At 57.8% G+C, this 2,076-nt stretch carries 4 protein-coding genes; all 4 read left to right on the top strand.

The genetic code is table 11. The annotated features are described in order from the left end of the window. Positions 1-288: DUF2382 domain-containing protein (locus tag AWB64_RS30485; RefSeq protein WP_157766740.1), on the top strand; the 288-nt coding region annotated here is incomplete at its 5' end. 66 nt (positions 289-354) lie between these two features. Then, the gene (locus tag AWB64_RS30480) at positions 355-1,278 is read left to right on the top strand and encodes a YsnF/AvaK domain-containing protein (protein WP_082850695.1); all 924 of its coding nucleotides are present in this window, start codon (positions 355-357) and stop codon (positions 1,276-1,278) included. A 157-nt stretch (positions 1,279-1,435) separates the two neighbouring features. Further along, entirely contained in the window at positions 1,436-1,741 is a 306-nt protein-coding gene (locus AWB64_RS30475) for a CsbD family protein (protein WP_060859137.1), read from the top strand. Between the two features lie 17 nt (positions 1,742-1,758). Then, on the top strand, positions 1,759-2,076 hold a 318-nt coding region (locus tag AWB64_RS30470), incomplete at its 3' end, for a phage holin family protein (RefSeq protein ID WP_060859139.1).

The raw sequence follows: 2,076 nt of genomic DNA, 5'->3' as shown, positions 1-2,076 counted from the left end.
GTCGAACGCCTGCCCGTGTATCGGTTCGTGGACGCGGAGTTCGCTCCCCGACAGGAAGGTGACACGTTGGTGGTGCCGGTCTTTGAATACGTCCCCGTTACAGAAATGAGGCTGATGTTGAAAGAAGAGATTCACATTATCAGCACTCTCGTCGAGGAAGAGACAGTGCACAAAGCGGAGCTGCAGCGGCAGGACGTCATTGTCGAACGTCGCGTGGGTGCTACGAAGCAGTGGAATACGGAAGTCGCATCAGAGCCAGGGGCGAGAGCGAAGCGCGTTTCCTCGTAACACCGTGTCGTTGGTTCGAATTACGTCCGATCTAATCAGTTTTACTCATCCTTTTGGAGCAACCCCATGTCACAAGTTCTCGTTGGTGTTTTTGATTCGTTTGGCGAAGCAGAGCAGGCAATCGTACGCCTTGAGCAGGGAGGCATCGCTCGAAGCGATATGGAACTTCACGCGAGCAATCTTTCGGCGGATACCGCTGGCTCGACTGAACGGCCGGTTGTCGCCGGTTCCGCTGTGACCAACGATGGCGATGGGGAGGGGGTGGTCGCCAAAATTGAACATTTCTTCGGACGGCTATTTGGCAGCGAAAATCATCCGGAGGACGTGGGTCATTACAAGGAGGCGGTACGAAGGGGTGGTGCACTTCTCACGGTGACGGTAGTCGATGAGGCGCACGTTGCGCTTGTGCGCTCAACCCTGCATGAAGCGGGGGCCGTCGACATCGATGAGCGTGTTGCCCATTGGAAAAGCACAGGTTACGCCGGATATGACGCGACTAACCCGCTTTACACGCCGGAGCAGGTCGCGGCCGACCGCCAGGCGTTTTCGGTGGTTCGCGAATCGCTCGACGTTGGCAAGCGTGAAGTAGAGACAGGCGGAGTACGGGTCTACTCCCGTGCGACTGAAACGCCTGTCTCCGAAACCGTCAATTTGCGTGAAGAACATGCGACGATCGAGCGGCACCCTGTGGATCGTGTCGCGACCGCGGCGGATCTTAAAGGGGGATCAATCGAAGTTCGTGAAACGGCTGAGCATGCGGTCGTGGCGAAGACAGCACACGTCATAGAAGAGGTCGTTGTGGGTCGTGAAGCTTCAGAACGCACGGAAACGATCAATGAAACGCTTCGCGGCACCGAAGTGGAAGTGGAGCGCGTGGAAGGTGAAAAGGGTGCGGTCAAGGGCGCAGCCCCAGGAACGACGACAGTTGCTTCCCCGCGCACGGCGACATCCGACGGCGTTGAGTCGGTCGATCCGCTTAAGCCTCTGTGAAAGTGAACGACACACGCCGGACGTCGCGACGGCCCCGCGACGCGGGCGCCCGGCTGCTTCATCCCGCATTACGCCGATACATCGCCCCAACGCAATCAAGTTTGGATTCGCCAATTCAGACCGCAAAAGCACTCTAACTGCAGAAATCGGAGCAGTCATGGACACGAACAAAGCAGCAGGCGCCGTACAAGAAATCACGGGCAAGGTACAAGCCGCAGCGGGTGACTTGCTGGGCGACACGGGCGCTCAAGCAGCAGGCAAGGCGCGTGAGCTCGGTGGCAAGGCACAGCAGCTTTATGCCGATACGACCGCCATTGTTCGCGATCGCACATCGGAGAGTCCTTTCACAGCACTGGCCGTTGTCGGTGCGCTGGGATTCTTACTGGGCGCGATGTGGGCGTCCGGAAGTTCGGACCCAACGCCCGCCTATCGAGGCAAATATCAGGGCGACGGCCGATACTGAGTTGGACGGTGAAAACAATGTCGATTCAGGCGAAGATAACGCGATGGCGCAACGTCGGGCAGTTTTGCACGGCTCGGGTTTCCGATTACAGCGAGTTGTTCGTGATCGAACTTGCGCAAACCAAACGGAAACTGATGCGTGAGCTGATCGCTCTGGTCGCGCTATCGGTCGGCGTTTTATTTACTCTTTCGTTTCTGTGTTTTGCGGCGATCGCGACCGCTTGGGGAACGCCCTATTTTTTGGCGGTGGTCTGGGGCATCGCTGGTTTGTGGTTGGTGGTGGCGATCAGCGCCTTTCTCGTTGTGCGCACCCAGAAGCCTACAGAGCCGTTCAAA

Origin of the sequence: Caballeronia sordidicola (genome assembly GCF_001544455.2) — a bacterium.
In the GTDB taxonomy this organism is placed as follows: domain Bacteria; phylum Pseudomonadota; class Gammaproteobacteria; order Burkholderiales; family Burkholderiaceae; genus Caballeronia; species Caballeronia sordidicola.
Note: the sequence above shows the minus strand (reverse complement) of the source record. Positions and strands in the feature narration are given on the sequence as shown.